The sequence below is a fragment of the Streptomyces sp. NPDC000880 genome, assembly GCF_053599675.1.
The window spans coordinates 24,946-48,660 of sequence record NZ_JBSFMS010000037.1 but is presented as its reverse complement, the minus strand read 5'-3'; the positions used below and the strand labels follow the sequence as shown (position 1 = coordinate 48,660).

The 23,715-nt window shown below is 68.2% G+C and carries 18 protein-coding genes and 10 pseudogenes; 12 read left to right on the top strand and 16 right to left on the bottom strand.

Going from position 1 to position 23,715, the window contains the following annotated elements; translation table 11 throughout:
- Positions 1–36 precede the first annotated feature (36 nt).
- Positions 37–621: a TetR/AcrR family transcriptional regulator gene (locus ACWDO5_RS15260; protein WP_450530745.1), complete on the top strand. Its 585-nt coding sequence runs from the start codon at positions 37–39 to the stop codon at positions 619–621.
- A gap of 1,391 nt (positions 622–2,012) precedes the next feature.
- Here the strand turns inward: ACWDO5_RS15260 and ACWDO5_RS15255 are convergent.
- Positions 2,013–3,104: pseudogene (locus ACWDO5_RS15255) on the bottom strand (PP2C family protein-serine/threonine phosphatase).
- A 1,077-nt stretch (positions 3,105–4,181) separates the two neighbouring features.
- On the opposite strand from ACWDO5_RS15255, the pseudogene ACWDO5_RS15250 reads away from it, so the two are divergent.
- Positions 4,182–5,312 (top strand): annotated as a pseudogene (locus tag ACWDO5_RS15250) (hypothetical protein).
- 161 nt (positions 5,313–5,473) lie between these two features.
- Here the strand turns inward: ACWDO5_RS15250 and ACWDO5_RS15245 are convergent.
- Positions 5,474–5,659, bottom strand: a pseudogene (locus tag ACWDO5_RS15245) (DUF6300 family protein); the annotation flags it as partial.
- Positions 5,660–5,818: 159 nt separating this feature from the next.
- On the opposite strand from ACWDO5_RS15245, the gene ACWDO5_RS15240 reads away from it, so the two are divergent.
- Positions 5,819–6,091 (top strand): hypothetical protein, encoded by a 273-nt coding sequence (locus ACWDO5_RS15240; RefSeq protein WP_450530744.1) that lies wholly within the window; start codon positions 5,819–5,821, stop codon positions 6,089–6,091.
- On the opposite strand, the pseudogene ACWDO5_RS15235 reads toward ACWDO5_RS15240, so the two are convergent.
- A pseudogene (locus tag ACWDO5_RS15235) lies at positions 6,088–6,345 on the bottom strand (DUF6233 domain-containing protein); the annotation flags it as partial. The gene ACWDO5_RS15240 and the pseudogene ACWDO5_RS15235 overlap by 4 nt on opposite strands.
- A 185-nt stretch (positions 6,346–6,530) precedes the next feature.
- On the opposite strand from ACWDO5_RS15235, the gene ACWDO5_RS15230 reads away from it, so the two are divergent.
- Positions 6,531–7,223 carry a maleylpyruvate isomerase family mycothiol-dependent enzyme gene (locus tag ACWDO5_RS15230; RefSeq protein ID WP_450530743.1) on the top strand — a complete coding sequence of 231 codons (693 nt, stop codon included), beginning with the start codon at positions 6,531–6,533 and terminating at the stop codon, positions 7,221–7,223.
- 189 nt (positions 7,224–7,412) lie between these two features.
- Here ACWDO5_RS15230 and ACWDO5_RS15225 read toward each other — a convergent pair whose 3' ends face one another.
- The 4 genes from ACWDO5_RS15225 to ACWDO5_RS15210 are packed head-to-tail and all read right to left on the bottom strand — an operon-like array spanning position 7,413 to position 10,220.
- Positions 7,413–8,321 carry a hypothetical protein gene (locus ACWDO5_RS15225; protein ID WP_450530742.1) on the bottom strand — a complete coding sequence of 303 codons (909 nt, stop codon included), beginning with the start codon at positions 8,319–8,321 and terminating at the stop codon, positions 7,413–7,415.
- Positions 8,288–8,773 (bottom strand): hypothetical protein, encoded by a 486-nt coding sequence (locus ACWDO5_RS15220; RefSeq protein WP_450530741.1) that lies wholly within the window; start codon positions 8,771–8,773, stop codon positions 8,288–8,290. The genes ACWDO5_RS15225 and ACWDO5_RS15220 overlap by 34 nt, the downstream gene beginning before the upstream one ends.
- Entirely contained in the window at positions 8,770–9,096 is a 327-nt protein-coding gene (locus ACWDO5_RS15215) for a helix-turn-helix domain-containing protein (protein WP_450530740.1), read from the bottom strand. Before ACWDO5_RS15215 ends, ACWDO5_RS15220 begins: the two co-directional genes overlap by 4 nt.
- Positions 9,096–10,220 (bottom strand): tyrosine-type recombinase/integrase, encoded by a 1,125-nt coding sequence (locus ACWDO5_RS15210; protein WP_450530739.1) that lies wholly within the window; start codon positions 10,218–10,220, stop codon positions 9,096–9,098. The genes ACWDO5_RS15215 and ACWDO5_RS15210 overlap by 1 nt, the downstream gene beginning before the upstream one ends.
- Before the next feature lie 389 nt (positions 10,221–10,609).
- Between ACWDO5_RS15210 and ACWDO5_RS15205 the strand changes: the two are divergent.
- Together ACWDO5_RS15205 and ACWDO5_RS15200 are read left to right on the top strand one after the other, a co-directional pair.
- Positions 10,610–10,813, top strand: a pseudogene (locus ACWDO5_RS15205) (DUF6245 family protein); the annotation flags it as partial.
- Between the two features lie 13 nt (positions 10,814–10,826).
- Positions 10,827–11,081, top strand: a pseudogene (locus tag ACWDO5_RS15200) (DUF6245 family protein); the annotation flags it as partial.
- A gap of 55 nt (positions 11,082–11,136) precedes the next feature.
- Here ACWDO5_RS15200 and ACWDO5_RS15195 read toward each other — a convergent pair.
- Both ACWDO5_RS15195 and ACWDO5_RS15190 read right to left on the bottom strand, forming a co-directional pair.
- A pseudogene (locus ACWDO5_RS15195) lies at positions 11,137–11,481 on the bottom strand (DinB family protein); the annotation flags it as partial.
- Positions 11,482–11,707: 226 nt separating this feature from the next.
- Entirely contained in the window at positions 11,708–12,232 is a 525-nt protein-coding gene (locus tag ACWDO5_RS15190) for an NUDIX hydrolase (RefSeq protein ID WP_450530738.1), read from the bottom strand.
- A 207-nt stretch (positions 12,233–12,439) separates the two neighbouring features.
- Here ACWDO5_RS15190 and ACWDO5_RS15185 point away from each other — a divergent pair, with 207 nt between their 5' ends.
- The gene (locus ACWDO5_RS15185) at positions 12,440–12,637 is read left to right on the top strand and encodes a hypothetical protein (protein ID WP_450530752.1); all 198 of its coding nucleotides are present in this window, start codon (positions 12,440–12,442) and stop codon (positions 12,635–12,637) included.
- Here the strand turns inward: ACWDO5_RS15185 and ACWDO5_RS15180 are convergent.
- The gene (locus ACWDO5_RS15180; RefSeq protein WP_450530736.1) at positions 12,612–13,040 is read right to left on the bottom strand and encodes a Ku protein; all 429 of its coding nucleotides are present in this window, start codon (positions 13,038–13,040) and stop codon (positions 12,612–12,614) included. The two genes, ACWDO5_RS15185 and ACWDO5_RS15180, sit on opposite strands and share 26 nt — an antisense overlap.
- Before the next feature lie 10 nt (positions 13,041–13,050).
- On the opposite strand from ACWDO5_RS15180, the pseudogene ACWDO5_RS15175 reads away from it, so the two are divergent.
- From ACWDO5_RS15175 to ACWDO5_RS15165, 3 genes and pseudogenes are all read left to right on the top strand, one after another.
- A pseudogene (locus tag ACWDO5_RS15175) lies at positions 13,051–13,569 on the top strand (hypothetical protein); the annotation flags it as partial.
- Between the two features lie 611 nt (positions 13,570–14,180).
- Complete coding sequence (locus ACWDO5_RS15170) at positions 14,181–14,459, top strand: hypothetical protein (RefSeq protein WP_450530735.1); 279 nt, start codon at positions 14,181–14,183, stop codon at positions 14,457–14,459.
- Positions 14,460–14,883: 424 nt separating this feature from the next.
- Positions 14,884–16,788, top strand: coding sequence for a glycoside hydrolase family 97 catalytic domain-containing protein (locus tag ACWDO5_RS15165; protein WP_450530734.1), 1,905 nt, complete (start codon positions 14,884–14,886; stop codon positions 16,786–16,788).
- Between the two features lie 158 nt (positions 16,789–16,946).
- On the opposite strand, the gene ACWDO5_RS15160 is transcribed toward ACWDO5_RS15165, so the two are convergent.
- From ACWDO5_RS15160 to ACWDO5_RS15150, 3 genes are all read right to left on the bottom strand, one after another.
- Positions 16,947–17,075 carry a hypothetical protein gene (locus tag ACWDO5_RS15160; protein ID WP_450530733.1) on the bottom strand — a complete coding sequence of 43 codons (129 nt, stop codon included), beginning with the start codon at positions 17,073–17,075 and terminating at the stop codon, positions 16,947–16,949.
- A 658-nt stretch (positions 17,076–17,733) separates the two neighbouring features.
- Complete coding sequence (locus tag ACWDO5_RS15155) at positions 17,734–18,450, bottom strand: hypothetical protein (RefSeq protein WP_450530732.1); 717 nt, start codon at positions 18,448–18,450, stop codon at positions 17,734–17,736.
- A gap of 496 nt (positions 18,451–18,946) precedes the next feature.
- Positions 18,947–19,549, bottom strand: coding sequence for a hypothetical protein (locus ACWDO5_RS15150; protein ID WP_450530731.1), 603 nt, complete (start codon positions 19,547–19,549; stop codon positions 18,947–18,949).
- A 465-nt stretch (positions 19,550–20,014) separates the two neighbouring features.
- Between ACWDO5_RS15150 and ACWDO5_RS15145 the strand changes: the two genes are divergently transcribed.
- The gene (locus tag ACWDO5_RS15145) at positions 20,015–20,281 is read left to right on the top strand and encodes a transposase (protein WP_450530730.1); all 267 of its coding nucleotides are present in this window, start codon (positions 20,015–20,017) and stop codon (positions 20,279–20,281) included.
- A 182-nt stretch (positions 20,282–20,463) separates the two neighbouring features.
- Complete coding sequence (locus tag ACWDO5_RS15140) at positions 20,464–20,772, top strand: IS3 family transposase (RefSeq protein WP_450530729.1); 309 nt, start codon at positions 20,464–20,466, stop codon at positions 20,770–20,772.
- Between the two features lie 480 nt (positions 20,773–21,252).
- Here the strand turns inward: ACWDO5_RS15140 and ACWDO5_RS15135 are convergent.
- The 3 genes and pseudogenes from ACWDO5_RS15135 to ACWDO5_RS15125 form a co-directional block, all read right to left on the bottom strand.
- Positions 21,253–22,961: pseudogene (locus ACWDO5_RS15135) on the bottom strand (ABC transporter); the annotation flags it as partial.
- A 10-nt stretch (positions 22,962–22,971) separates the two neighbouring features.
- Positions 22,972–23,199 (bottom strand): hypothetical protein, encoded by a 228-nt coding sequence (locus tag ACWDO5_RS15130; protein ID WP_450530728.1) that lies wholly within the window; start codon positions 23,197–23,199, stop codon positions 22,972–22,974.
- A 172-nt stretch (positions 23,200–23,371) separates the two neighbouring features.
- Positions 23,372–23,539, bottom strand: a pseudogene (locus tag ACWDO5_RS15125) (oxidoreductase); the annotation flags it as partial.
- Positions 23,540–23,715: the final 176 nt, after the last annotated feature.

Sequence of the window (23,715 nt, the reverse complement as noted above, 5' to 3'; positions counted from 1 at the left end):
CTGGGCACGCAAATCGAACGGACTAGTCTGTCCGTTATGGCGACACGGGTACGCAAGACGAAGAGTGAGCAGAGGATCCTGGATGCAGCAGCCGACCTCTTCCATCGGCACGGCCTGCGCGGCGTGGGCGTCGACCAGGTCATCGCAAAGTCCGGTACGGCCAAGTCCACGCTTTATGCGCATTTTCACACCAAGGATGACCTGATCGCGGCCTACCTGCGGCGGACGGACGACTCGTGGATGCGGCACCTGCGGGACGCCGCCGAGGCCGCCGGGACGACTCCAGCCGAACGGATGGTGGGGCTGTTCGACGCGCTCCTTGCTTCCTTCGACCGCGACGGCTTCTTCGGGTGCCCGTTCATCAGCGCGGCTGTCGAGGCGGAACCCGGCTCCCAGGCGGATGCCGCCACGCGCGCGCACCATCGACACCGCCAGGATTGGCTCACCCAACTCGCCCGTGAGGCCGAGGCCGACGCCCCGGAGGCACTGGCCGACCACATCGGCCTGCTGATCGACGGGGCACTGGCGTCGGGCCGTCTGCTGCAGGACCGCAGTGTCGTTGACGCCGCGAAAGCTGCCGCTCGGGCTCTCGTAGCCGCGCACGTCGCCACACCAGCCTGACCACGCGCCCCGGTAAAGAGGAAACGGCGTGGTGTGGCCGCGCCAGACCCTCAACAGCGTGAATCGCAGCCGTGACGCGGCCTATCCCCTGCCTGGCCGCGCCCCTGGCGGCTCCGGCGAGAGCCGCGTCGACCGGCGAGCCGTCGAGCACGGCATTGTCACGGCTGTGAAGTAGGTCCGGTCGCGTGTCCGGCCGTCCCGGTCACTGTCCCGACGGCGTAGTACGACTGGCTGATCAAGTGTCGCAGGGCATCTTCGGTCGGCAACGCCACGGGCTGGTCGTCCGTGAGTGGCCGAAGAACACCGGGTCGTTGCCCGCCGGGGCTTGTTCACGCCGACGGATCTCCAGCGATCAAGTCTCTGAACTCAGTGACCCGACTTCCCGCACTGAGCACCTACTTGGCCGCACGGGCCAACTACGGCACCCGATCACACCGCGACGGTTCGGGCCTCACTCGCGTATCCGCGGGGGACGGAATGCGCATTGACCTGCACTATGTGCGCAGGGTGAACGAAGCCCGCGCGGGCCGACCACCGCAGTGGCGACAGCCGTTGCGACAGCTCTTGCAACAGCCGTTGCGCCAACTATTGCGTTACCAGGTGTGATGAGCCGCGTCATCGCAGGTCAGGCCCCACGGTGAGGGCCGGTGAGGTCAGACATCCCTCCCTGGCCAGTGAGGGCTCGAGTTGGCCAGTCCTGTGCTCAGCTCGATGTGGTCTGATGCGACTTTTCGAGATAGACGACATCTGGTCGCGACGGTTGACACCGAGGTCATACGAGGCTCCGACGGTGCCACCAGGGCAGGTGTGGTGACGCGAAGGGCTCATTGACGGTATGCGCGAGGAAACATGCGTCCAGGGGCTCAATGGCTTCGCGGAGCTCGCGCCGGGCCTTCGCGCTCAGGCTCTGGAGGGCCGCTTCGAGCAGGGTCCGAGCGTGCATGTCGCGCCAGCCCGTTGTGCCGTAACCGTAGGAGAGCTCTTGATGTGGCCCGACTCGTCGCAGGGCTTGGTTCCAGGAACGGTAGGCGTGGGCCACGTCGCCTGCCTGGAGTCCGTTCTTCCTCTCGAACTGGGCGATCCGGCGGTTCGAAAAAGCGGAGAGACCTCGGATGACGACTCGGTTGCCGCGATTGATGCGGAGGGGCAGTTGTGCCCGGATCTCGCCCGGTGATCGGCGAGGCATGGAGACTTCCCAGAGATTCAGAAGAGGTGGGACCACCTTACTCAGGTCGCTGGTTGCCGAGGGAGGTGTCAACAACACCGATCTTCTGATGTCAACCAGGCCGACCAGACCGGCCGATCAGTGCAGATCAGCCGGGAGCCCTGGAACCGTCTATCTGGAAAAGTCGCATTTGACTGAGCGGGCTACTGCGGACGTGGCGGCGGGGTCATAGGCGCACGATGACCAGGGCGGTGTCGTCGGTGGCGCCGCCGGGCGGGAGCAGGTCGGCCAGCAGGGCGTCGGCGAGGGTTTCGGGGGCGGCTGCCTGGTGGCGGGTCAGGGAGTCGGCGAGCCGCGCGAGGCCGGTGTCGATGTCTTCGCGGCGGCGTTCGATCAGGCCGTCGGTGTACAGCACGAGGACGGCGCCCTCGGTGAATGGCTCGGTGGCCTGGAGCCTGGTGGCGTGTTCGGGGCGGGCGCCCAGTGGGGGGTCGGTGGCCTGGTCCAGGAACTTGACGGTGCCGTCGATCCGCAGGAGGACGGGTGGGGGGTGGCCGGCGCTGCTGTACGTGATGGTGTGGGTGTCCCAGTCGATGAACGTGTTGGCCGCTGTGGTGTTCTCGGCGCCGTCGATGGAGCGGGCGTACAGCCCGAGGACTTCCAGGGCCTGGGCGGGGCCTTGGACGAACGCGGGAGGCGGCGCTGAGCGCGCTGCGCAGTTGTCCCATGATGCAGGCCGCGGGCAGGCCGTGGCCGACAACGTCGCCCCCGACGGCGATCGCGATGCGGTCGCCTGGCCGGTCGACGAGGTCGTACCAGTCGCCGCACACGTCCAGCGCGCTGATGGCGGGCCGGTAGCGTACAGCCGCCTTGTGACGCCCGACCTTGCGGGGAGCGGGCAGCATCGCCTCTTGCAGTCTCAGTGCGACTTCACGGGTGCGGATGAGTTCGGTGACCTCCTCCACCCGGTGCAGCAGCAGCGCCACGCGCCCGTCCGGACCGAAGACGGGGGCGTTGATCATGCTCCCGTACCGCTCGTGCCACACCCCAGGCCGGTCGGGGTCCTCCACGTTGGTCTGCAGATCCATGGCGTCGCACTCACCGGTTTCCGCCACGCGGCGCAGTGACGCCTGAAGGTTGCGGCCGAGTCGGGGAAGCCGTCGGACAGGCAGCGGCCGACCACGTACTCGCGGGTGCGGCCCAGCAAGCGCAAGAACCCGTCACTGACATCCACGTAGACCAGCTGCGGGGTCAGCAGCGCCGCCGCCCCGGGAAGGGCCCGGAACACCGCCGTGTAGTCGATCTCCGGTTCCGTCACGTCTATACCGCCCTCGACGCCGCCGCCATGTCCTTTCACCATACGAGCGGGGAGCCCGCGCCTGTCTCCGTGCTACAGAGCCGGGCAGCTCACACCGACGGCCCCCGGCGGCCGGCAGCGGGGGTTGAAGAGCCCGTTCGTCGGGGCCCACAGAGCCGCCCAGGAGCTGTGGCCAACTGGGATGCTCAGAGTGGCCAACTATCCCGCTCAGTCACACGTGTTGAGCCAAAGCACAATAGGTGTCACGAAGGCAGGCTTGTTGTCACCAAGACTGGAAGCGTCCGCCCGTCGTTCGCGATAGACATAGCCGTTGAGGGCCTCGCCTGGGATACTTCCGTGCTTGACGAGGGGATCAGATGGTCTACACAGAACCCATGGCGCGGGCCGTTGTGGAACCGGCCGTACGCGAGCTGATGCAACAGTGCTCTGACGGCCAGGAGCCCTCCCCGACGGTTACCTTCCGCGGAGACGACTTCAACATGTGTGCGCACGTTCGGGCACGTCTGACGGCGCCTGGACAGGTCAAGGTCTCGTTGGCCTGTTGGGTCGTCAACATGGACATGGCCCGCTACTTCGGCAGCACCCCACCGAGTGCGGACGAAACCCGCCTGCCTCCAGAAGGCACAGCCACGCCGGACGGATCACTCACCAGCCGCGTGATCCTCCACCTGGCCACCCGTATGAACGCTCTCGATACCCCTCAACCAGACCATGACGGCCACCTCACCATCACCGTCCCCATCACCTCTCCATAGCAAAGCCGACTCAGCGGATACGGAGCGGCCGACCGTACATGGGCAAGTCTTCAAGCGAAGCCGATCAGAGGCGGCTGCGCTCGGTGACACAACCCTGCTGTCCGGGCTGCTGGTGCCAAGTAGCCTGCCGATACGGTGACAACTACGGTGCTTTGCCGCCCCAGAAGCGCAGTTCAGTCACCCCTGCCGGTGACAAGTAGCGTGCTTCGGCACAGACGGTTCGGGCCTCACTCGCGTATCCGCGGGGGACGGAGTTCATGCACGCGATGCCATGTCCAACGACCAGGCCCGGAGCGGGTCACCGATAGGTGATGACGACGCCGTGAGTCTGGACTTGAGCAACTACGAACTCCTCTGGCCCACGCCGCTGTTCGTGGCCGAGGGCGAGCGCATCCTCCGCACCACCGGCTCCTCCTGGGAGGAGCGCGCGAAGTGGCTCCTGACCGAAGCTATCGCCGGCACCACAGCCGTCGCGGACTTCGAAGAGATACCCAGCCACAAGGATCCGGCAGCCGATCCCTGGACAACCACTGCCAGCCGCTGGGGCACCGCCCATCAGGCCGGGATCAGTGCGACTGGTTCGAGGAGCTCATCAGGCGAGCATCCGAGCTCCGGCACGCGGCTGCGCCGCGGCCGTACTGGCCGCAGCGGTACGGCAGCGGACTTTCCCCGGACGGCCGCACCGCACGAGACGCCCGACAGGACTTCGCGCGGCTCATCGGCGAGTTCGCCGGCAACGGCTACCTGGCCGAGGTGTTCGGCGAGTACTGCGTCGACGACCACGACGCCCTGCCCGACGCCTCCGAGGTAATCGAACGCCGCCTGGGCATCCCGGCCTGTGGCCCCTGGCCCCGGAGACGTGGGACGAGGACACTTTTTACGGCCTCATCGAGGTACTCCACGACCTGGTCAGCCGCCCCCGAACGCGATGGCCCCACAACTTCGGCGGCTGCGGCTGGCACCACTCGGAGTTCCACAACGGCCCGGCCCGCATCCTGTACCGGTGGAAGGTCAACGAGCTGCTCGCGAGGCCGGCATCGAGTACGAGCTCGCCGCGGAGGGCGAGGACCTCGGGCGCCTGGTCGCCGTCACCGACGACGCCCGAAGCCAGCTGGTGCATCGCGCCCTCAACGACAGCACCCCCGACACCACCGCCAGCATTCGCCACGCCATCGCGCTCTTCCGAGGACGTGACACGTCGACCGAAAGCAAGAGATCGGCGATCTTCAACCTTGCGCGCATCCTCGAGGAACGGCGCGCTCTGATCAGGGAAGAAGCCGGGAAGCCCGACGAGGGCGCCCTCTTCGAGATCGCCAACCGCTTCGACCTGCGCCACCGCCGGGCCGACCAGCGCGGCGAGTACGACGAAGCGTTCCTCGACTGGATCTTCTGGTGGTACCTCGCCACGGTCGAACTGACCAACCGGCTGATCGCGTCACGCAACCCTGCGTGAGGCCGCAGGCCGAAGAGCCCGAAGCCGGTCCGCTCCAGTGCGCCCCGCCTACGGGCCTTCGGCGGGCGAATCCTGGAAGAACCAGCCGTGCTCAGCCATGCCTTCCTCGTCAACTCCAGCAGCGGCCGTGCGCCTTCCCCAGCGCGCGCGACGTCCCGCCCGCCGCCTTCGGCGAACCACCGCAGCAGCGCGCCGACGGCGGGCTTGTCCGCGTCGCAGGCCGCGCACAACTCCATGTGAATCGGCCGTCCCTCAACGTCGTCCTGCGGCATCACGATGCTGGTGATCAGATCGCCACGGCAGCGCGAGCACTGCGGCAGCTTGTCGGAGAGCTCCACTCGGTGCATCCCGGCACCCCCTCGTTCGCGGTCTGCGGATCTTACGTCCGAGGGAGCCACCGAGTCAGCTGACCGCACGCAGTCCATCCCGCAGGGAAACCCCGTGCAAGCGAGATCGGCCGGGACCTGGCTCCATGTCCCTCTGCCCACCGGAAGTTGAGGACGAACGTGGACCAGAACGAGATGCACTGCCCGCGGTGCGGAAGCGCCGACACTGTGGTCAAGCCGGGCGACGACAGCGTGAAGCACGGCCGGTGTCTGCGCTGCGAGAAGGACGTCCAGGCCACGCCCTGCCCGGTCTGCGGGAGCTACCGCATCGACGGCTCCTACGGCGTCTCCGGCATCCGCTTCACGACGCTCCCCGACACCGTCACGTGCATGGACTGCAGGAGCGAAATCCCGGCACGCGACCCCGGCCCCGAGGGACCCTCCGAGCCTTAATCCTCACCGAAGCCGCTGTCGAAGCCCCTCAGTACCGGATCGAGCTCGGCCGCCGCGCCGCACAGCGCGCACAGCCGGGTCCCGGGGTGCTGCGCCGCGTCCAGGGCCTTCTCCAGGCTCAGCACCGGCGCCCCGGCCGGGGCCTCTTCACAGTCGACGGCGTGGACGACGCCCGGGCCGGGCCCGCGGCCGCCGGTCTTCGCCAGCACCCAGCCGGACGGCCGACGCGGCCCCAGGGCCTGCTCCACTAGGGTGTGAAACTGGCGACCTCGCGTAATCGGCTGTCGCGTATTCCTCTGCGTGAGCGGAGCCTGTCGTCACTGTGTGTGACTGCTAGGAGCTCAGTGGCCAGGGCCCTCCGCGGGTGATCCGGTGGGGGGCGAGGGCATCGGCGGGGTGAGCGCGGGACCACGGGCTGAGGATGGGTAGGGTCCGTGCCATGGCTTCGCTTCCCTACCTCCAACTGCTGCGCCAGGAGTCCGCTGCATTCAGCGCCTGCCTTGGGCACAACCTGAGTTTGCCCGTCCTCCATTGTGGGGACTGGACGCTGCGCGACCTCGCCGAGCACATGGGCCGGGGCAACCGCTGGGCCGCCGCGGCGGTCACCGACAAGCGCGGCGACTACGAGGCGCCGCCCGCACCGCGGGTGGACGCCGAGGTGCGGGGTTGGTTCAACGCTTCGGTAGACGAGTTGCTGGCCGTGCTGGACACTGATCCGGCCATCGAGGCGTGGACCTTCTACCCGCCACACACCGTGGGCTTCTGGCAGCGGCGGCGCGCTCAGGAGATGCTGATCCACCGCTGGGACGCGCAGAACGCCCTGGGAGATGCTCTCCCCTTCAGCCCGGAGTTCGCGGCAGACGGCGTGGCGGAGGTCTTCGACACGATGGCACCGCGTCAGACTGCGCGTGGACGAGCCGAACCGCCGCGCCATGCACTCCGGCTGCGGGCCACGGACACCGGCCAGTCCTGGACTTACGGTCCGGGCGAGCCTGTGGCCGAGATCTCTGGAACGGCGGAGCGGCTACTGCTCATGCTCTGGGGCCGGCTGCCCGCTGACGATGCGTTGATCTCGTGGTCCGGAGACAGCGCGGCGGGAGCAGCGGCTCTCGCTGGCCCGCTGACGCCTTGACCGCCACAGGACCCGCTGGGGCGGATCAGATCGGACTCGCGGATGGCGAGTATGGGTCGCGTGGATTCGTCAGCCAGGCCCCAGGTCGTCACCGTGTGTGGTCGCCGGGGGCATAGTGGCGCCAGGTTCCTCCGGCTTCGGCTGCGAGTTGGGCGGTGGTGTCGTCGTGGTAGCCGAGCATGCGGGTGATCACGGGAGCGGGGCCTGGAGGACGAGGTGACGGATGGCTGCGGTGCGTCCCCGCTGGGCGGGGAAGCCCAGGCGACGGAATCGGAGTTCGAGGGTGTCCGAAGTCATGGGCTGTCCGGCCCGGCGGCCGGGGAACAGCCAGCGGGTCTCGGGGTTGGTGGCAGTCATGGTGTTTGGGCGCTGGTCGAGGTAGGCCAGCAGCAGCGAGGCGAAGGGCTCGGGGACGGGCGCCGGGGGATCACCGAGGCGGACGTGGATCTCGCCGTCTTTCTGGAGGACGTCGTCGGTGGTGAGTCGGGTGATCCGAGTGAGCGGCTGCGCGTAGAGGAGGACAAGCGCGGCGGCGATGCGGTCCTGGAGCGGGACGTCCTCGCGGTTCACGGCTTGCCGCAGCAGCGCGAGGCGCTGGTGCTGGGCGATCGGAGCGGGGTTGCTGGTTGAGCGGTGCGGGACGGTGAGGGCGAGCATGTGCTTGGAGCGCATTGCCCACCGTAGGAAGGCATGGGTGAGGTGCCGGGCGGTGTAGCCGCCTGCGTACCAGGTGTCGACGTCGGCCTGGGTGCAGTCGGCGAGGGAGTGCCCGCGCTGAGCGAGGTGGGCAAGAAAGGCGGCCGCGAGGCGCATCTCGTCTCGTGCCTGCTGGATTTGGTCACTGGTCAGCGGGCTGCGGCTGGCCAGGGTGTTCAGGCGGTGCTGGACGTGCCAGGAGGCGAACAGTTCCAGCAGCCGCCGGTGCTGGGCATCGCCGATGGTGGGCAGCTTCTCCGCGAGCCAGCGCTGGAAGAGCAGCAGCTGCCGGTCGGCCGGGGGCAGGACGCCGGATTGCATGAGCAGGTCGCGTAGGTAGGCGACCGAACGCCAGGGGGTGAGCTGGCTCAGTCCGTCGTGGTGAGCGGGACTTCGTCGCAAGCCAGGGCCCGCAGGTTGCGCTGGACGTGGTGGTGGCCGGTCCAGGTCATGCCGCCCCAGGGGCGTTTCATCTGCCGCAGCGCGTCGAACAGCGGGAGGAGTTCGGTGCGGACGGAGCCGGTGCCGTCATCGAGGAGATCGTGGAGCCGTTCGGTCAGGACGCATCGGCCACAGATCCCGCGCCGGTAGCGCCGGGCCTCCTGCCCGCAGCGTTCGCAGAAGAAGTCACCGAGCCCGCCGGCGCAGTCGGTGCAGAGTTTGCCGCCGTCCGGCGTGAGGCCGGGGGTGAGCCGCTCGACGCCGCAGCCCATACACGTTCCGTAGGTCTCCAGGGCCCGGGTCATGCACCTTTGGCAGATGGAGCCCTCGGGCCAGTGGTTCGCCCCCGGCCGGAGGGTCCGGCCACAGCGGGTGCAGAACAGGTCCTCGGCGCGGATACGGGTGCGGCTCATCCTTCGGGCCGGATCCGGGCGCGCTTGGGACGGACCGCCGACAGGTCGACGACCGCATCGCCAGTGGCAACCCGGCGGACGGCGGCGTTCTCGGCCGTGGTGGCGATCAGGTCGGCCGGGGTGCACTCGAAGATGTCGCAGAGCGCGGCCAGCACCGGCAAGGAGAGCCGCTCTGGGGTTCCAGTGACGAGCCGGTGGACCTGGGAGAGCGAGAGGTTGATGCCCCGCTCGGCGAGCGGCGGGGCGAGCTCGCTGGTGGTGAACATCCCAGCGGCGGCCATCCGCTCGCGCAGCCGCCACTGGTAGCTGACCTGGCGTTTCATCAGGCTCCTTTCTTCGCGGGCTTGAGGGCGGCTTCGACCGTGGCATCCAGGGCCCGCCTCAAGGTGCGGGTGCGGAAGTCGGAGGACACACAGGTGTAAATAGAGGTCGTGCTCGCATGGTCGTGGCCGGCTTGCTGCTGGACAAATAGGGCGTCCCAGTCGTCTTCGATCAGGTGGGTGATGTAGGACCTTCGCAGTGAGTGAAAGTCCAGGGCCGGATCCAGCCCGAGGTCGTCGCGGTAGGCGGCGAAGCGGGAGTCCAGCCGTTGCAGGCCGACCCGCCGTCCGCGCTCGGACGGCCACAGCGCGGGCCCGTCCGCATGGCGCATGGCGGGCCGGACTTCCCTCGACCACTGGTCGAGGATCTCGGCTGACCACTCCCACACGGTCAGCACGCTGCGGCGTTTGGGAGGTGACCCCTTCTTCGCCTTGCCGTGGCGGACGTAACAGACGCCGTACTCACCGAACTCCGGGCCTTCGGGGTTGCGACCGAAGTCTGCGGTGTCCAGCATCCGCGTCTCGTTGCGCCGCAGCCCGTAGGCGTACGCAGTCTTGAACAGCATCGCGTCGCGGAAAGCAGGCAGCCAGCCCTTGCGGCCGCGTCCACGCACGCGGCCGACCTGGTCGTCGGCATGATCGAAGAACGCCTGCAACTCATCCCGGGTGAAGGCCCGTTTCGGGGACTCTGCCTCGCACTCCTGCACGTGCACGGCGGTGTTCCACAGATGACAGACCTGCACCGGATGGGTGCCGAACCGCCGCTCGCACTCCGCCGCCCAGCCGTAGGCGGGGTCGGTGGAGTAATCGCAGAACAGCCGCACTGCCTCCTGGTAGCCGCGCAGCGTCGAGCGTACGCAGCCACGGACCGCCCGCAGGTCGCCGAACCACTCGTCCGCCAGGTGCGAAGACCAGGTCCAGGGAAAGGCGTCCGCGTGCGCGGCGAACGCCCGCACCTTCCGCTCGCGGCCGTTGATGGTCGACAGCGCGAGGTTCCGGGCCAGCTGCTGGTTGCGCCAGCCGTCCAGCATTGCTTCGAAGACCTGCTCGTCCGGCCGCAGCAGCGGCACCCCGTCGGCCAGGTGCAGCCGCGCGGCCCCTGGCGCTGTCCCGTTCTTCCTTGCCAAAACGTCACGCTCCGTAGATCGCATTCGTCGCGAGAATCTCGCATCTGATGCGAAGCCCGGAGTGAAACGGCAGGTCAGTCATGCGATCGAGTGACGCGGCGCGACTTGCGCCCGGCCCGTCAGCTACCGTTCCCACAGGCGCGCGGCGAGCCGCGCGTCCGCTGATCAGCGGCTTCCTGAGTAGCACTCGCCCAACACAGCGCAAAATGACACCAGTTCGCATCGGATGCGATATGCGCCGGTTCCGAGATACGCGTCAAAGGGGCAATGAGATGATCTTGATCCCCTGATGAGGTAGCCGGAGTACGCCGGAGACGTGCCGTACGCGATGCGGGGAGGGTTGTCGGCTTCGCCGGACGTGGGGTGAGCGGCGTCGATAGCCTGCGGGGATGAGTGAGCAGATGGGACGGGGCGAGGCTCCGGCCACGGTTGAGCAGGTCGCTGCGGCGATGGCCGCGCTGGGGTTGTACGGCGGGGAGAACTCCGCGAAGGAGCACGCCGAGGAGGCGGCCCGGCTCGGCGGTCCGGATGCGTACCGGGTGCGGATGGTCAACGCGTTGCTCGGCGTGGTCCAGGCCGAGGCGGCGATGGCCGACGGGGTGAAAGCTGGACGAGGAGGCTCACCACGCGGCGTGGGAGGAACAGCTCAAGGCCGCCGGGGCCGGGCTGGACGATCCGGTGCGGCGGCTGGAGTTCATCCGCTGGCAGGTCCTGCGGGCCGGCACCCCGCTGAGGTTGATGGCGCAGAACCGCGAGGTCGGGCCGATCCCGTTGGCCGCCGCGCACGCCGCGACTGGGCTGCACCTGCTGCTCGGTGTGATCGCTGCCAGCCAGGACGCCGTGGCTACCGGTGACGTGGACACCCTGGCCTCGCAGGCCGGGCAGCTGGATGCGGCCCGCGAGGCGTTGCAGAACGCAGCGCCAGCGCGTCGATCGTCGCGTCCGCGTGCGCCCACGCCCGGCGGTAAAGCTCCGCGATGTGCTCGCGTGACTCGTCCGCGGTGGCCCACATATCCGCGTTGGGCTCAGCACCGTCTTCGAGCCAGGGCAACGGCTCGCCGGACGGCCGTCCGAAGGTGTCGCCGAGGTAGCCCAGCTCCACGCTGGCCACGTGTTTCACCAGGCCCAGGAGGTTAGTGCCGGTCGGCGTCAGCGGGCGGCGGATGTCGTACTCCGAGAGCCCTTCGAGCTTCCACAGCAGGGCGTCGCGGGCGGACTGCAGGTAAAAGTGAAGGTCAGCCTTGCGATCCGATGCGGTCATGGGGCCAGTCTGCCGCTCGCGCGATCTTTGTCCACCGCCTTTGTCCACCGCTCGCGGCGAACCAGATCATCTGAGACGACGAGCGAATCGGACCAGATCACTTGAGACAGGGGCCAGATCGACAGAGACGGGACAAGGACGCCAGGTTATCGAGCGCTCTCAGAACTGTCCTGTGACAACGAACTTGGATCGATTGCCAGCGAGATGGACCGGTGCCGTCCTCGGCTCAGGTCCCCGTCCGGTTCCGCGCGAACAACGCGGCGTACTGCCTCATCCGGAGTCGGTCTTCGGGGAAGTACCCCTGCCACTGCTCGCCCAGCGGCAGCCAAGCCGCAGGCTGACCGTGTTCTGGGGTGAGCGGTGTGGCCTGGTCAACGATTACTGCGAAGGACACACCCATCGTGGCCGACCAGCCGGGACGGTAGGAACGAACGGTCACGGCCGCCGGCGCCGCGAGGAGTTCCACTCTGATGCCTGTCTCCTCGAACAGCTCACGGGACGCCCCCTCGCGGGGTGTCTCGCCTGCTTCAACCCGTCCGCCGGGCGAGACCCATCCTCGCCAGCGGTGGTTGACCAGCAGGACGTGCGTCAGCTCCGTATCGAAGACCCAGACTTCAGCCGCCAACGGTCCGATCGCTGCCCCGTCGGCTCTGCCCAGCCACTCACGGGCGTTGTCGTACTCCCTTACGGCCTGGCGAGCATCTGAGGCGGCAGCTTCCAAGGTCCGTCCCGCGATCATGTGATGCGTCATCCGGGCAACATATGCCGGGCCACGGACTCAGCGGCGCTCCTCCGAAGGTCGGGGCAAAGTTCGGCGGCAAACGGTCCGGGTTCGTTGTCACAGGACAAGCGCAGCCGGAGACGGCTGGTTGCCTACTGTCCGTCGCCCAACATGTCTCCATATGCTCCTGACTTGGCCTGCCCGCCCGTTTCAGGAGGTGTCGTGCCACGCAACACGATGTTTTGCTACACCTGCGACTCCGACGAACCGCATCGTCCTCTCACTGCCCTGGAGAAGGCCTGGCTCAAGGAGCGCACGAGCCGGAAGAACGTCGAGGGATTCTTCATGTGCAAGGCGCCGGACTGCCGGAATGTGCGCGCCGGCTTCAACAAGCGCCCCTTCGACCCCGTCATCCGTGTTCCCCTGCCCGACTGACCCATCGCGGGGCAGCAGCGCCGTGCAGCAGACACCTTCTGTTGCACGGCGCTGTGCACCGGCGGCGGGGTCTGCGCAGGCTCGGCCGGCTCCCGGCCGCCGGCCTTTGCCGCGACCAGCTGCTCCCGGGCGTGCGCGTACTCGTCACGCAGCTCGTCCTCCCAGCGCAGGGTCTGCAGAGCGAGCACTCCGTGCCGGGGGTGCAGCAGCGCCAGGGGCTCGCGGTGAGCGGCACCATGCGGCCGTCCGGCAGCGCGAAGCCGCGCCCGACCTCTTCATACGGGATCTCCCGTCCCTCGGCTCTGCAGAAGCTCCGGTGCTCGACCCTGCTGCCGTCTGCGGTATGGATCTCGTGGAGCCGTACAGGGTGCTCTTCGGTAGCCGCATAGAGCCGGACGGGCACCACCTTCGCCTCGCTCGCCGGTGCACCGGTCCCGGACCGTCAACGGCTCGACGGAAAGGACCTCAGCGGTCTGTACGCCGACTCCACCGCAGAGCTCGACCGCGAGGCCCTCTACTGGCACCTGCCCGGCTACCTCATCGAGGGCGGCCGGGACCAGCACCCGCAGTCGGTGATCCGCTCCGGGCGGTGGAAGCTGCTGTACGACTACGAGAGCCGCAGCTGGCGCCTGTACGACCTGACAGACGACATCGGCGAGACCGACGACCGCGCGGCCAAGGAAAAGGCCGTCGTGCAACGCCTCGGCCACAAGCTCATCCGCTGGCTCGACGCCGCCGACGCACCGCTGGCCACACTGCGCAGCGGCCGCGAACCGATCAAGTTCTCCATCTCCGGCACAACGTACGCCGACCGGCATATGACGCAGCACCGCGGCGACACGGTCGTGGTCCGGCCCGGCGAGGAGATGCCGGTCGTGCTCGCAAGCGCCAGTCTCGGGTGTCGCCGGGACTCCGTCCGACGCCGGCCTTGAGTCCCCGACCTCACGCAGGTCCGCACCTGCATCGGTACCTGAAGGGAGCCCGCCTTGCCCACCCGCCGCGATGTGCTCGCCGGATCGGCCGCGGACGGCACGCCGGGGGTGGGTGTAGAGCTCACGCCGCGCGCTGAGAAGCTGGCAAATGCATAAACCACCGACGGCCCTGCCCGCAGCCCCCTGATCCTCTGATCACACGGCGTGCAGCTTTGCACCAAGCACTGCTTGGGCGGCGCCACCGGGCTGCGTCTCTGGCTTGGGTCGCGATTGCGGGACCAAGACCCAACGGTATCTTCGCCGGGTACTCGGGCTGCGATGGCGCCGGTTCGCTCGTTCCGCCGGACAAGTACTGCGTTGACGTACCAGGGCGGGGCGGGTTGGACGAGATTGCCGCGCTGCGGACAACCAGCGGAGAGTGGCTGTCCAACCTTCGGCGGCCTGGTGCGTTGGCCGGCCACCCCAAACGGGCCGAGGCCCTGGCGGCGTTGCCTACTGCCCGCCGCTGGCGCCAGGCCGGTGGCGGGCAGCAGCGCGGCCGTCGCCCTGTGGTTCGTGGAGAGCTGGCGGGGCGGATCGGGTGGGTCTGGGTTGCCTACTACACTCACGTAGTGGCCTGGGCCACCACCATCTGCGTCGCCTTCGTCGTCGACACCTTCTCCCGCCGCATCGTCGGCTGGTCCGCTGCAACCGCCAAACACACGGAACTCGTCCTGGCCGCACTGGAGATGAGGCTGTGGCAGCGGGACCGGGACGGACACCCCGCCCGGCTCGTTGCCGAGACGGGTCTCAGCAACCGCGCCATCACGAAGATCGTCGACCGGCTGGTCCCTCTCGGGTACGTCGACCGGGCCCGCGACCCGGTTCGGACGGGCGGCGGTTCACCCTGACCGCCACCACCGCACATCGGCGCGTCCTGGCCGAGGCGATAGCGCCGATGCTGGCCGGCATGGATCAGGTAGTGCAGGGTCTCGACGAGGCCGAGCTGGCGGCCGTCGGGCGCTGGCTCACCGGGACCGACGTGCCGGCCCAGCGATTACCGCCGGGCCGGCGCGTCTTTGCGCCCGCGGTCCGGACGGGACACGGTTGCAGAGCGTGCCGATGCCGACCTCCCGAGATGTCCGGGTCGCCCGCCGGCGTCCGCCCGGGTCGGCTCCGGTCGTGCCGGGGCAGGGTCGGGCCCACGTGACATGTGGTCCAGCTGAACCACCTCTCAGCCACCCGATGAATTGCGTGTCAGATTCATTGACAGGCCATCATATCACCGTCACGCTCCCATTCATCCGATGTCTGTGTGAGGAAGGGTGGATCCGCATGGCGGTCCATGTCCGTATCCGTACGACGGTGTTGATGCTGTGTCTCGCGCTCACCGCGGTGCTCGTCGCCGCGCTCCCGGCCCGCGCCGAGCCTGCCGTCTGGAAGGTCTCCGCCCCGTCTGCGCATGCCGGGCACGGTCCCGGCGCCGTACTGAGACTCGATCCCTCCAGCGGCAGCCCGTCGCTGGAGGTGACCCACGACGGGCAGACCGTCATCGAGCCCTCTCCCGTCGGGATCGTCACCGAAAGAGCTGACCTCTCCACCGGGCTGCGCCTTCTCGGGCACAGCGACCGTACGGTCTCCGAGTCGTACCGCACCACCGTCGGCAAGGACCGCAACCGCCATGCCCGGATGGCTGAGGCGCGCTTCCGCTTCGGCACCGCGGAGGGCGCCAGGCTCGATCTGCTCGTGCGGGTCTCCGGCGACGGGGTCGCGTACCGCTATGTCCTGCCCGTCGACACCGGCAATGTGCTCGGTGAGACCTCCGCCTTCACCCTGCCCGCAGGCTCGGCGGCCTGGCTCGGCAAGTACCGGAGGGACAACGAGAATCTGTTCACCCAGTACGACGCGGCCGGCGCCCCCGCCGGCGAGTACATGATGCAGGCGCTCTTCAAGGTCGGTGACGCCTACGCGCTGGTCGCGGAGTCCGACCTCACCGGGACCTACTCGGGCGCGCACCTCGTGCACGACGCGGGATCGGCCACCTACCGTGTCAAGCTCTGGGACGAGCAGGTGCAGGTCGACGGGGCGCTCACCACCCCCTGGCGTGCTGTGATCACCGGCGATCTGGCGACCGTCACCGAATCCACGTTCGTCGACGACATCGCCCCCGCCTCGAAGGTTCGCGACACCTCCTGGATCAAGCCGGCGCCCGCGCTGTGGACCTGGCTCGCGGGGGGCAGGCCGGCTGGGCAGAGCCTGGAGAAGCAGAAGGCGTACGTGGACTACGCGGCTCAGCGCGGCTGGCCGTACACCGTGGTCGACGCGGGCTGGTACTTCGACCCGGACCAGTGGGATGTCACCGATCCCAACTGGCAGACGAACAGCTGGATGCCGGAGCTCGTGCGGTACGGCCGCGAGCATGGCGTCGGCATCCAGGTCTGGATCCACCACCGCGACCTCGACACTCCCGAGGAGCGGGAGCAGTGGCTGCCGACGCTGGAGAAGTGGGGCGTCAAGGGTGTGAAGATCGACTTCATGGACTCCGAGGCGCAGGCGACCTTCCGCTGGTACGACGCGATCCTGGCCCGGACCGCGGAGCACCACCTCCTCGTCAACTTCCACGGCTCGACGATCCCCAAGGGCATCCACCGCACGTGGCCGCAGGTCATGACGATGGAGGGCGTCAACGGCGAGGAGAAGAGGACCAATACCCCGGAGCACCTGGCGACACTCCCCTTCACCCGCAATGTCATCGGTGGGATGGACTACACGCCGGGCGCCTTCCAGCGCGCGGAGCGTCCCAACGCGGCTTCGGACGCTGGTGAGTTGGGGCTCTCCGTGCTCTACGAGTCCGGCATCCAGAATCTCGCGGGCACGCCGGAGTCGTACGACGCACGCCCCGATGCCCGGCGCTTCCTGGAGCAGATCCCGGCGGCCTGGGATGAGACAAAGCTGCTGGCGGGTGACCCAGGCAAGAGCGCGGTCCTGGCCCGGCGCGACGGCGAACGCTGGTTCATCGGCGGCACCTTCGCGGGCGAGGCCCACACCGCCGAGGTCCCGCTGCGCTTCAGCCACGGCAAGTGGCTGGTGGAGACGGTCACGGACGGCCCCGGCGGCCTGGTGCGCGATGGCAGGATGCTGCGCGGTGATGCGACGCTTTCCGTGCCGGTGGTCGCGAACGGCGGCTTCGCGGCGGTGGCGTGCCACTGGTATCAGGGCCGTACCAGCTGCGACCGCTAGGGCCCCTCCCGGTACTGGGCCCTGACCCAGGCGTATCCCTGAAGGTTGTTGACGCGGGTGATCAAGGTTGCCCGGCGGTTGCGGTGTGGCGTTGTGGGACACCGCGGCGGGTGGTCGCCTGCGTGTTCACCGCAATACTCGCTCAGAGCCAGGCCGGCTCACCGGCCGGGGCCCGCGAAATCGGGTCCCGGCCGGTGAGCCGGCGAAGCGACCTCGTCCTTCTCGACCTGCGGTGCGTCACCGTCGCCCGCCAGCCGCAGCCGTTCCTGGGAGAGCCGTACCGCCATGCGCCGCTCGGTGCGTCCGCGGTCAGGCCCGCACCCCGGCGTTCCAGCAGCTCAACCAGTGCGCGCTTGGTGTCCGGGAACCGGTGCGTCTACCCCGCGAGCCTGCGGGCGTAGACCATCGCCTCCCGGCTGACCGGGCCGTTGAGCGCGGGAGGTGCTCCCAGGTGAGGATGTGCCACGCCCGCGTCCTCGGGTCCTGGAAGTAGACCTTGGTGATGTCACCGGAATCGACGGCGATCGGCCCCTTCCCGGCGTCCACTCCCCAATAGGAGCTGGGCTGGTTTCGGTGATCACGGGCGTCCCCGCCCTGGTATGGACGCCCTCAGCTACCAGTTCAGCGCTGAAGAGTCCCAGCCCTCGTTGCGAGTCCGGTCCACCATCCACGGAAGCATTTGTAGCCCCGCAGCCGTTTGTACTTCTTCCGACCGCCCGCACACCACCTTGCCCCAGCAACCTCGCCTCGGCCGCCGGCATCAAACGACGCTGCCGCTCTTTCAGATGCGGCATCAATACCCCGAATCGGACCGCGAGTTGATCGCCAACACCCTCCGGAATCGCAATACCAGACCAAAGAGCGACCTCGCGCGAAGCGACACCTTGTTTCTCTACGGCTCCCCTTGAACCTGGGCAGTACACCTCGTTCAACTCACTCCCCAACTCACTTCAGACCTCGGCGGCGGCGGCGTTTCGGCTTCCGTCGGCTCGCTCGCGGAATGCCCTGAGGAGCGCGATGCGCTGAAGAAGTGTCATCCCTAGGCATACTGATCGCTCTCGGGGCGTTCAGTTCCGGCCGAACCGAGGGCGGTTCAAGGAGGCGAGGTCCGGGGAGATGCGGCGGGTTGGGGCGGGCTTCCTGAGGTGCGGTCAGCTGGAGTCGTGGTTGTGCACTTCTCCGGCCGGATACGAGGGCGTCGTTGCGTGCCGTGACGTTTTCGTACTGGCGGATGATGTCAACCGCGTGTGCTGCGTCTTCTGCGGATCCTTCGATGAGCCGTTGTTGCGCTTGCAGCAGTTCGCCGTGGATTGCTGCGTATGAGCCGCACAGTTTGATGGTCTCTTCGGTCCGGTCGCCCAGCCCGGTGACCTGCGGGGCAGCGATCGTGAGTGCGGCAATGGCTGCGAGTACGGAGAGGACCACGCACGCGGTCAGCGGCGACGTATGGGAGATGAGGGGCCAGGCGAGGATTCCAGTGATGAAGGCGATCGCCGCTGCCGCGATGTTGTACAGCTGGGATTTTCGCATCAGGTGGACCGCTTCCCTGGGCATTCTCGTCACCCAGTATCCGGCACCTCCGATGCTTTGCTCGAGTCGCCGTGACAGCACTGCGTCAGACGAATTCGTCGACGTTCGAAAAACCTTCGACAGCAGCCTCATGGCACCCTCGCGGTCTGCGGACAGTTCCTCAGAGAGTGAGTGCTGTGGGGCGTGTTTCCCGATATTTACGCGCCCGTTGTCGGGTAAATCACAGGTGTGGAGTAATTTTGTTGGAGTAATCGGGTCGTGTGAGCCGACGCGCTCGGTGGTTGAGCCGTGTGCCGTCCGGCTGCGGTGCCCACGGTGCCCATCATCAATCGCGCCGTTTCCGGGCGCGTTCCGCTGGCGCGGATGCTTGGCTGCGGGCGTGTGACCCCATGCTCGGGCGTACCGGCAGAGTGGACCGCCCCCGGTGGCGGTCATTTCTGGCTGGGTGCATAGTGAAGTGACGAGGTGTATGGGTCACCGGCCGCACAGTCACGGAGTCACCCGGAGCTGGGCCTGTGTCCTACGCCGGAAACCCCGGCCCGATTCGAGCGGGCCGGGGTTTCTGATGCCACGTAGGCCGCCGGGTCGCGTACCTGTGTCAGTGTTTCTGCGCGGTTTGCCTGTCCGGCTAGTTCTCGTCCTTGTCGTCCTTGTAGTCGTTGTCGATCACCCGGAAGCTGCCGTACACCACGGTGGTGGGGCCGAGGAGCCCGAAGTCGCCGATATTGACGGTGGTGGAGCTCTTCTTTCCGATGGTGGCGAAGGCAGAGCCGTTGTCGCAGGTGAGGCCCTGGTAGAACTCAACGGTCTTCTTGCTCTCGTTGCGGACGTTGAAGCTTTGTGAGTTCGACCCGCTGACTACAGTGACGCATCCGTCCGGGGTAGCCGAGTACGTCCGATCGTTGATGCTGATCTTGCCCTTGTCCTCCTTGTCCTCCTTGTCGTACCCCTTGTCGTGCCCCTTGTCGTGCCCCTTGTCGTGCCCCTTGTCCTCCTTGTCGTAGTCCTTGTCCTCCTTCTCGCCGCCCTTGTCCTTGCCCTTGTCCTCTTCCTCCTTCTTCCCGTCGGAGTCTCCCCCGAGCGGAGCGGCGGCCGGAGCGGCTGCCGGGGCGGCCGCCGGGGCGGACTCAGAAGAACTAGCGGCGGAGGCGTAGGTAATCCCGCTGAAAATCAGGGCCGTGATGCCGGCGGAGGCAGTAGCCACGTAGGCGGTACGCGTCGTCAATTTCACTTTCACTTCTCCTTGCTCTCAGAGGCGTCGACTGAGCAGCCGACCCGTGAATGAACGTACTGATTAGACTTTCATATGTCATTTCTGACATGTCGGAGATTTGTCACCAGGGGGCCGATTGGGTGCATCTGAGACCGTTTCAGGCAGCTCTCGAAGAGCTGATGAGTCGTCAAAAGGCCAGAACAATGGGCATGTCCGGCGGGTAGTTTGGGCTGGCCGGGCGAGTTCCCGAGGCCTTCACTCTGTTGGCGCGCCAGCGGGTGTCCCAGCGCAACGCAAAGACCTGCAGCGCCGCTCTGAATGCGCGTCAGTCACGGCCGTCCTGCTGCTGTGGTGGTTGCTGCGACCGTCGGCCGCTGCCCTCCTACGTGCCATCCCCTCGCGAGGTCGGCTGAGCACCGCCGGCGCCACCGGGCCGGGGTCCCTCCCCTCGTAGCATGGAGCCGTGACTGCAGGGGAAGTTGAGTGTCATGGCAGAAGCGCAGGTTCGACCCTGAGTTCCGTGAGGGTGCGGTACGGATTGTGACCGAGACGGGTAAGCCGATTGCGCAGGTCGCGCGGGATCTGGGGAGGCGAGGGGACATTGGGGAGTTGGGTGGCCAGTCCAGGAAGACGTCCCGAGGCGTCGGGGACGGGAGGGCTGAGCGAGTCGGAGCGAGAGGAACTGCAGCGGCTTCGGCGGAAGAATGCCGAGCTCAGCAAGGAGAATGCCCAGCTTGCGATGGAGCGTGATGTCCTCAAGCGATGCATGGTCCTCTGGGTGAAGTAGGCAGAAACGCGGCGGGTGTGCCCGCGTTCATCGCTGACCAGAGGACCCTTCACGGCATCCCGCACGCGACGTCCTGCCGGGCGCTGGGAGTTTCGGGCGCTGGGAGTTTCGCAGTCCTGGTTCTACAAGTGGGAAAGACAGGCCGGTGACGGAACGGCAGACGCGCAGGATCGGGCTCGCCGACCAGGTCAGGGCGCTGCTCGAGCGCTCCGGTGGTACCGACGGGTCTCCGAGGATCTTCATCGAACTGACGAGAGCCGGCTGGCGGGTGTCGGTGAACACCGTCGCGAAGATCACGGCAGAACTCGGCCTGGCCGCCCGCGAAGTACGGAGCCGCACAGGCCTGACCAGGCCAGGAAAACACCCCGCGGCTCCGGATCTCGTCCACCGGGACTTCAGCGCCGAGGAGCCTGGCCTTCCCCTCTTTGGCGACCAGCAGCCTACCGGCCGGTAGCACACGCCTCGCCCCGGCCTCGACGATCGGCTCAGCAGCTCGGCACTGAACCAGAGAGCCGCGCCACGACTGCAAAAGCACCGGACCGATGGAATCGACCGGGGTGAACAGGAGTGCGCGGTAGCCGACTCCATGGCAGCGCGCCGCGGCTCTGCCGCGTGCTGGGCGGTGCCGCGGGAGGCCCCGTCGCCGGTCGTGCCGGCGGTCTCCTCCAGGAGCAGCGCGCCAGCCTGGAGCACGCCAGAGGTCCAGTTCGGCGTCGCGGTCCGGGGTACCCGATCGGTGAGGCGAACGCGGCGGTGCTCTCTCAGATTTCGCGTGAACCAGCAGGCCACGGCCATCCGTTACGAATCGCTCTCACCAGCCCGGGCGCGCCCAGGCCCCGGGCGGGGCGCGGCTTGCCGAGTGGGGACGGGGAACACGAGGTTGGGGCCGCCTGTGCGTGCGGTGGGGCCGGTGACAAGTGGGCGTCGGTACGAGCCGCTGGTCGACCCGGACCAGCCGGTCGAACGACTCGAGCCCGGACGCGTCCTGCACGTCGACCTCGAGCTCCGCCTCGTCGGGCTCTTCGGGCGCCAGTCCGAGGTGGCTGCGCACGACCTCGGCGAGCACCTGCGTGACCAGCGTCGACTTTCCGGAGCCGGTCACCCCGGTCACCGCTGTCAGCACGCAGAGCGGTACGTCGACGGACACGTCGTGCAGGTTGTGGCGGGAGACGCCGCGCAGGTGCAGCCAGCCCTGCGGCGTCCGGGGGCGGTGGTCGAGCGGCTGGGCGCGGCCGAACAGGTACCGGCTGGTGGCTGACTACTCGACCTGCTCGAGGCCGGGGACCGGACCGCTGTACAGCACACGTCCGCCGCCCTCGCCCGCGCCGGGGCCGATGTCGACCACCCAGTCCGCGCGCCGTACGACGTCCATGTCGTGCTCCACGACGAACAGCGAGTTGCCCGACGCCTTCAGGCGGTCCAGCACGTCCAGCAGTGGCTCCGCATCAGCCCAGTGCGGGCCTGTGGAGGGCTCGTCGAGCACGTCGACGACCCCGAACAGCCCCGAGCGCAGCTGGGTGGCGATCCGCAGGCGCTGTGCCTCGCCGGGCGACAGTCTCGTCGAGCGGCGCCCGAGGCTGAGATACCCAGGCCGAGGTCGAGCAGCACTTCGACGCGCGCGACCAGGTCGGTGCAGATCCGGACCGCGGCCTCGGTCGTCTCCCCGGACCGGGCGGTCGAGGTGGCGGCTCCGGCGTCGGACAGCTCCGCGATGGGCCGCAGCAGCGCTACGACCTCGGTGAGCGGCAGCGCGTTGACCTCGGCGGTGGAGCGGCCGGCGAAGGTCACCGCGAGCGCCTCCGGCCGCAGGCCGCTGCCGTGGCACACGGGGCAGGGCACGCTCCGGACGAACCGCATCGCCCGGTCGCGCATCCGCTCGCTCTTGGAGTCGGCGAGGACGTGCATGACGTGCTTGCGGGCGCTCCAGAACTTCCCGTAGTAGCCGTAGTCGATGCGGTCGGGCTCCGGCTCGATGAGCGCCGACGGCTGCTCGTCGGTGTAGAGCAGCCAATCCCGGTCCTTCTTCTTGAGCTTGCGCCACGGTTTGTCGATGTCGATCCCCAGACCGCTCACGATGCTGCGCAGGTTGGCGCCCGGCCAGGCACCCGGCCAGGCCGCGATCGCGCCGTCGCGGATGCTCAGCGACGTGTCCGGGACGAACAGGTCCTCGGTGACGTCGTGCACGACACCCAGTCCGTGGCACCGCGGGCAGGCGCCGGCCGCGGTGTTGGGCGAGAACGCCTCGGCATCCAGCCCTGGGACCCCCCGCGGGTAGGTCCCGGCGCGCGAGTAAAGCATCCGCAGCAAGTTGGACAGCGTAGTGATGGTGCCGACCGTCGACCGCGAGCTGGGCGCCCCGCGACGCTGCTGCAGGGCCACGGCTGGTGGCAGCCCGGTGATCTCCTGCACATGCGGTGCACCGACCTGCTGCAGCAGCCGGCGGGCGTACGGCGCGACGGACTCGAAGTACCGGCGCTGGGCCTCGGCGTAGAGCGTGCCGAAGGCGAGCGAGGACTTGCCCGAACCGGAAACCCCGGTGAAGGCGACCATCGCTTCCCGGGGAATGTCGACGTCGACGTGCCTCAGGTTGTGCTCGCTGGCGCCGCGGACGTGCACGAAGTGGTCAGTCGCGTCGTTCTCCACGGGCTCCTCCTTACTCTGTCCGACGATGCCGGACCACCGCGTGCGCGGCGATCAGCCGGGCGGTGACCTGTTCGGCCTTCTTCCGGCCGGTGAAAGCGGTGTAGTCGGGTATCTCGGCGACCTCTGTGTCGGAGATCAGTTCGCCGGTGTCGGGATCGACGACTGCCCCGGGGTGGCGGATCGGCTGCCACGCGGTGTCGGGAACGGGGGCGATGGCCCGCTTGGTCGAAGGGTTCATCCCCGTACTGATCAAGAGGTGGGTTCCGGCCCGGTGGCAGGCGGTCACCACGGCGGTGCTGTAGAACTGCGAGTCCGCCCGCAGGACACGGACTCCCGTGCAGCCGGCCCGGCCAGCGGTGGTCTCGCGACAGCATCGGGGCGCGGCGGCAAACAGCAGGAGACCAAAGCCGTCAGCCCAGAGCGTCGAGCAACTCGCGCTCGCGCTGGGCGCTGAGGCCGCCACGTCTTGCCCGGTCCAGACCCTGCTCGCGTTCCCAGAGCAGCGTGTCGGCCAGCAGTTCCGCCCGGGGCCGATGACGGAGCCCCGCAGCGCGCGCCGCAGACCCGTTCCGGGCCGTGGGACGCCTGTGTCCTCGAGTTGCACTCGGGCGGTATCGGGGAGACGAGCACCGAGACGTCGTGCAGCAGTACCCGGGCACGGCCCTCGCGTCGACCGCGGTACCGGCAGCGGGAGTTGCCGCACTCGGCGACGCACCTGGGGCAATGCACCGTCTTCGGTGATGCGACCGCCACG

Excerpts from the sequence above, each read along its gene's own strand:
- ACWDO5_RS15260 (WP_450530745.1), top strand. The coding sequence starts at position 37 with ATGGCGACACGGGTACGCAAGACGAAGAGTGAGCAGAGGATCCTGGAT.
- ACWDO5_RS15155 (WP_450530732.1), bottom strand. The coding sequence starts at position 18,450 with ATGAGGCTGCTGTCGAAGGTTTTTCGAACGTCGACGAATTCGTCTGAC.
- ACWDO5_RS15165 (WP_450530734.1), top strand. The coding sequence starts at position 14,884 with ATGGCGGTCCATGTCCGTATCCGTACGACGGTGTTGATGCTGTGTCTC.
- ACWDO5_RS15215 (WP_450530740.1), bottom strand. The coding sequence starts at position 9,096 with ATGAAACGCCAGGTCAGCTACCAGTGGCGGCTGCGCGAGCGGATGGCC.
- ACWDO5_RS15130 (WP_450530728.1), bottom strand. The coding sequence starts at position 23,199 with ATGAACCCTTCGACCAAGCGGGCCATCGCCCCCGTTCCCGACACCGCG.
- ACWDO5_RS15160 (WP_450530733.1), bottom strand. The coding sequence starts at position 17,075 with ATGGCGGTACGGCTCTCCCAGGAACGGCTGCGGCTGGCGGGCGACGGT.
- ACWDO5_RS15220 (WP_450530741.1), bottom strand. The coding sequence starts at position 8,773 with ATGAGCCGCACCCGTATCCGCGCCGAGGACCTGTTCTGCACCCGCTGT.
- ACWDO5_RS15185 (WP_450530752.1), top strand. The coding sequence starts at position 12,440 with ATGTTTTGCTACACCTGCGACTCCGACGAACCGCATCGTCCTCTCACT.
- ACWDO5_RS15230 (WP_450530743.1), top strand. The coding sequence starts at position 6,531 with ATGGCTTCGCTTCCCTACCTCCAACTGCTGCGCCAGGAGTCCGCTGCA.
- ACWDO5_RS15190 (WP_450530738.1), bottom strand. The coding sequence starts at position 12,232 with ATGACGCATCACATGATCGCGGGACGGACCTTGGAAGCTGCCGCCTCA.